A 6,033-nucleotide genomic window follows, 5' to 3' on the forward strand; every position below is an offset into this window, starting at 1 on the left:
TCGAACTCTTGGGCCAGGTTTGCTTGACACCGTGAAGAGTGATAATTCACAATTCACAATTGACAATTCACCATTCACCATTATTAAGGAAATTTAGGGAAGAAATTGTGAATGGTGAATGGTGAATAGTTACCAATTTTTTTAATAATATCTCCCTATCTCCTTAATCTCCTCATCTCCTTTTGTTACACCACCTGAACGCTTACAATATATTTTTATTGACTTTTCTATCTTATAAGGTTATAATATATTTAACAAGTTGATTTTTGATAAGGAGGGCATTCAATGCAAACCGTTGAATATATAGACAATTTTAATGTTTCTATCCTTCCGCCAATTGCCAAACAGGAATTATTTGATTTCTATGGTTATTTAGTGGCTAAATATTCACTTAGAACTGATATATCTGAGCAAAAAAAAGTCCCAGGAATTTCAACTAAAGAATTACTTAAAAAAGGAACTGTTTGTGCAGTAGGCGGAGATGCTGTCAAAGAATGTGAGGATATATATAATGAATAATATAATTCTTGACACAAATGTATTGATTTCCATTATTGATGAAAATGACAAATGGTTTAAAACCACAAAAGAAATTTTGACCAATTTACCTGAAAATACCAACTTCATTATTTTAGATATTGTTATTAATGAATCAATTAATGTTTTGGCTAAACGTTTTGAAAGTAAAAACCAACCAGAAAATTTTATAGTTGCCCTATCAAAAATGGAAACAGTTTATTTTGACAAAATTTTATGGGTAAGTGAATATATAAAATCATATCATTTTTCAATAATGACTACCTTAAAAGAACATAAGGGACTACTTAACTACAACGATTCTTTTATTGTCAATTATATGCTTAATAATAATCTTTCAGATATTTTTTCATACGACGAAGACTTTGACTTAATACCGTCTATAAAAAGAATCAGCAATTCTCAGCGAAAATTAACGCATTGATTCCTTAAAAGATTGTTGTCTCTGGTTTGATAGAGGGTTCTTACCACTGGTTAAGGAGCTGAGAGATAGAGAGACTGGGATTATAAACTGATTTTATTTGTGTAATTCGAACATTCGCGTTATTCGTGTTCTAATTTTTCTTCATGCCTTTGTGTTATCGTGGCAAATACCAGGAGTAAAAAATGTTACATGCTAATTTTGTCCATTTACATGTCCATTCTGAATACAGCTTGTTAGATGGAGCGATAAAAATAAAGGATTTGGTTCAAAAGGCACACGAATATAAAATGCCAGCAGTGGCTGTTACTGACCATGGCAATATGTTTGGTGCGATTGAATTCTATCGAGAGGCGTATGCGGCTGGCGTAAAACCTATCATTGGCGCCGAGGTATATATTGCCCCTAAAGACCGCAATGATAAAACCCCAACCAAAGGATTGACCGAAGCCTCTTATCACGGCACATTGTTAGTCAAGAATGAAACAGGCTATCGCAATTTGATTAAACTCCTTAGTCTGGGATATTTAGAAGGATTTTATTACAAACCAAGGGTGGATAAGGAATTATTGACTAAATATCGGGACGGGTTAATCTTTTTAAGTGGGTGTGTCAAAGGCGAAATACCTATCCTTTGTAAAAAACAAAGATATGATGAGGCAAAGAAAAAGATATTTGAGTTTGAAAAGATATTTGGGCATGAAAATTTTTATTTAGAACTCTCTGACCATAATTTAGAAGAACAAAAACACATAAATGAATACCTGATTCAAGTATCAAAAGAAGTTGGAGTGCCAGTCGTAGCCACTAATGATGTCCATTATATCCACCAGAGCGATGCCGAAAGCCAGGATATTCTTGTTTGTATTCAAACAAATAAAACGGTTGAAGATAAAGATAGACTTAAATTCTCATCTGACCAATTTTACTTTAAAAGCCCTCAAGAAATGACCGCCCTGTTTTCTCATATCCCGGAGGCTATATCCAATACGATTGAAATTGCCAAACGATGTAATTTAGAATTAGAATTTGGACATCTGCATCTACCTCATTATGATGTGGGAAAAGACAACACATTAGAAGGTTATTTGCAACAACTGTGTGAAGAAGGTTTAAAGAAGAGATATAAAGTCATCACACCACAAATAAGAGAGCGATTAGAATATGAATTAAAGACGATTATTCAAATGAAATATACGGAATACTTTTTAATTGTCTGGGATTTGATTCGATATGCAAAAAGCAAGCATATCCCGGTAGGGCCTGGCAGAGGCTCAGCCGCAGGTAGTCTTGTTTCTTATGTCTTAGATATTACGGATGTTGACCCTTTAAAATACAACTTACTCTTTGAGCGATTTTTAAATCCTGAACGGGTAAGTATGCCAGATATTGACATAGACTTTTGTTATGAGCGAAGGGAAGAAATCATCGAATATGTCTCAAATAAATACGGTCAAGACCATGTTTCCCAGATTATTACCTTTGGAACAATGTTAGCCAGGGCGGCGATTAGAGATGTAGGTCGGGTGCTAAATATCCCCTATGCTGAAGTTGACCGTATTGCCAGGTTAATTCCGTATGAATTAAATATTACCTTAAGTAATGTTTTGGAGCGGGTAGATGAATTTAGAAAATTAGCCCAAGCACAAGAAGGCAAAACCCAACAATTAATTCAGACCGCAATGAAATTAGAGGGATTAACTCGCCATGCCTCAACCCATGCCGCAGGAATAGTCATCTCAAAAGAACCTCTAACTAACATTGTCCCACTTTATAAAGACTCGAAAACAGGCGGCATCACCACACAATATGCGATGAGTTCGATTGAAGCAATTGGGCTATTAAAAATGGATTTTTTAGGTCTTAAAACGCTAACCTTAATCGAAGATGTGATTGAAAATATTGAGAAGACAAAGCATATTAAAATCAAGATTGAGGATATTCCTCTAAATGATAAAAAAACCTATAAACTTTTATCCGACGGCGAAACTATTGGCACCTTCCAATTAGAATCCTCCGGGATGCGTGATGTTGCCCGCAAACTTAAACCAGATGTCTTTGAAGACATCATTGCCTTAAATGCCCTTTATCGGCCAGGGCCGTTGAGTAGCGGGATGGTTGATGAATTTATAAAAAGTAAACACAGCGGGAAAATAAGGTATCTTCACCCTTCACTCAAACCTATCTTAGAAGAAACTTATGGTGTTATTATCTATCAAGAGCAGGTAATGCAAATTGCCAGTTCACTTGCCGGATTTACGCTTGCACAGGCAGATGAACTCCGCCGGGCAATGAGTAAAAAAATACCTGAGAAAATGGAGAAGATGCGCCAGACTTTTATTACCGGCACCCATAAAAATGGTTTAAATAATGACCTGGCAAATAACATCTTTGAATTAATGGCTAAATTTGCCGAATATGGTTTTAATAAGTCTCATTCAACTGCTTACGCCTTAATTGCTTATCGCACCCTATATCTTAAAACACATTATCCAATTGAATATATGGCTGGGGTATTGACCAGTGAACTGGGTGATACAGATAAAATAAGTTTTTATATCGCAGAATGTAAAAAAATGGGCATCCAGATTCGTCCTCCAGATATTAATGAATCTGACCATAATTTTACGGTTGTCGATAATACGATAAGATTTGGGCTAAATGGGATAAAAAATGTTGGTAGTCTGGCGATTGCCTCAATTATAGAAACCAGAGAATCAAAAGGAAAATTTACCTCTTTGTATGATTTTTGTGAACGAGTAAATTTGAGATTGGTCAATTCAAAAGTCCTTGAAAGTTTAATTAAATGTGGTGCCTTCGATTCCCTTGGGGCTAAACGCTCTCAATTGTTTCAAATATTAGACCAGGCACTCAAAGTCGGCTCGCAATCCCAAAAAGAAAAGGCAAATGGCCAAACCTCTCTATTTGAAACCCTTGATGATTTTAAAGGCAGTTATGAGGAACTACCAGATATACCTGAATGGCCTGAAAGTAAATTATTAAAACTTGAAAAGGAATTATTAGGTGTTTATATTACTTCGCACCCATTGGCTAAATATGAAAATGAGATTAAAAAATATGCTACATCCGATATTATTTCATTAAAAGAATTAAAAGATAAAACTCAAGTGACTATTGGCGGAATGATTAAGTCTGTTAAACAAATTACAACCAGGGATGAAAAAATAATGGCTTTTATCGGTGTGGAGGATTTAAGTAGTAATGTCGAAGTCGTGGTATTTTCCGATATGTTTGAGCAAGCTGGCGAGAAACTACGAAAAGACGCAATGGTCCTGGTCAAAGGTAGAATAAATCTTCAGGATGAACGAAATCCCAAGATTACAGCTGAAGAAATCATTGAACTGGCAGAGGCACAGGCTGAATTCTCAAAAATAGTTCATATCCGAATTGATGAGTCTATTGATGAAAAAAATCTTGTGCAATTAAAAGGATTATTAACTAAATTTAAAGGTAATTCTAATATCCAGATTCATGTAATGGATAATAATGTCGAGACGATTCTTATCCCCAGCCAACAACTAAGAATTAAGGCAAACCAGGAGTTGATTAAAGGAATCGAAGGAATACCTGGCATCGGTAAGGCGTGGATTGGGAGAGGGTGAAAAATGGCAGAGCAATACTTCAAAAAACTCCGCTTTGATAAAACACTTTTTACTTCTCGTATTTTATAGCAGTTATTAGTCAAAATTTTACTCAGAGTGGATAAGTAAAAAATCCCAAATCCCAAGCACCAAATCTCAAATAAGCACCAAATTCCAAGTACTAAATACCAAACTATTGGGGGTAATGTTTTGAATTTTGGTCATTCGAATTTGTTTGGAATTTGGAATTTGTGATTTGGAATTTCATAACCATATCTGGGTCAAATTTCGATTAATAAGTGCTATAACTGGTTATTTGGGTATGGAATGGATATTCGAAATCAATTCAGGGATTGTGATTATATTGCAGAATATCATCTAAAAGGAGTGAAATTATGATTGATAGTTTAACAGGATGTTTAAAGGAAAAATTGCCAACATACATTCTTTTAGAAGTCAATGGCGTGGGATATGGCGTCCATATACCTCTTTCAACTTACCATAAATTACCTGAACCAACCGCAGAAATTAGATTGTTGACTTATTTAGCCGTTAGAGAGGATAACCTTTCTTTATATGGATTTTACACACTGGAGGAAAAGGAACTTTTTTTAGACTTAATTTCTACCACAGGCATAGGTCCAAAAAGTGCCTTGACTATCCTTTCAAGTATTGAGGTCAGTCAGTTCAAACAGGCAATCTTCAAAGAGGATATTGTCACTTTAACCTCAATTAGTGGTATTGGCAAAAAAACCGCTCAAAGATTAATCCTTGAACTCAAGGATAAACTCAAGGAAATAGAACTACCTGATATTAAACCACCAGATAAAAAGATATTAGATGATGCTATCTTAGCCTTAATCTCACTTGGGTATAAAAAGGGCACTGCCACTGCCTCAGTTAAAAAGGCTCAAGAAACACTTCAAGAAGAATTTAGTATTGAGGAATTAATCAAGGCGGCATTAAAGTTTTTGTAATTATTCAGTAACTATTCACCGCAGAGACGCAGAGGAACAGAGAAAACATGGAAATAAATCAGATAACAGAAAAAATTATTGGTGCAGCAATTGAAATACATAAGACATTGTAAGTGTTCAGGTGGTGTAACAAAAGGAGATGTGGAGATTAAGGAGATAGGGAGATATTATTAAAAAATTGAAATTAATAGAAACTAATAGAAATTTATGGAAATTTGTTGTTTTCCACAATCAATTTCTACCTATTTTTGCTTCGCAACGTTCTTCGAATTCTATAAATTTCAATCTATTTCTATTATCTTATCTCCATATCACCCTTATCTCCTTATCCCCTTTCTTACAATTTTGATATATAGCCTGAACGGTTACGGAATTTGGGATTTGGAATTTCATAGCCATATCTGGGTCAAATTTCGATTAATAAGTGCTATAGATGTAACTGTTCTTTCTGACAAAAATCGAAAAAAATACTTGACTTTTGTTAAAATATATGGTA

Annotated in this window: 5 protein-coding genes; all 5 read left to right on the forward strand. The window is 34.7% G+C overall.

Going from position 1 to position 6,033, the window contains the following annotated elements; translation table 11 throughout:
* Window positions 1-285 precede the first annotated feature (285 nt).
* Entirely contained in the window at window positions 286-519 is a 234-nt protein-coding gene (locus AB1414_13795; protein MEW6608494.1) for a hypothetical protein, read from the forward strand.
* The gene (locus tag AB1414_13800; GenBank protein ID MEW6608495.1) at window positions 512-961 is read left to right on the forward strand and encodes a type II toxin-antitoxin system VapC family toxin; all 450 of its coding nucleotides are present in this window, start codon (window positions 512-514) and stop codon (window positions 959-961) included. Before AB1414_13795 ends, AB1414_13800 begins: the two co-directional genes overlap by 8 nt.
* A 182-nt stretch (window positions 962-1,143) precedes the next feature.
* Complete coding sequence (locus tag AB1414_13805; GenBank protein ID MEW6608496.1) at window positions 1,144-4,581, forward strand: DNA polymerase III subunit alpha; 3,438 nt, start codon at window positions 1,144-1,146, stop codon at window positions 4,579-4,581.
* 374 nt (window positions 4,582-4,955) lie between these two features.
* Entirely contained in the window at window positions 4,956-5,537 is a 582-nt protein-coding gene (ruvA, locus tag AB1414_13810) for a Holliday junction branch migration protein RuvA (protein MEW6608497.1), read from the forward strand.
* A gap of 207 nt (window positions 5,538-5,744) precedes the next feature.
* A partial coding sequence (locus AB1414_13815; GenBank protein ID MEW6608498.1) for a hypothetical protein occupies window positions 5,745-6,033 on the forward strand: 289 nt, incomplete at its 3' end.

The sequence above is a fragment of the bacterium genome (assembly GCA_040755795.1).
Classification (GTDB): domain Bacteria; phylum UBA9089; class CG2-30-40-21; order CG2-30-40-21; family SBAY01; genus JBFLXS01.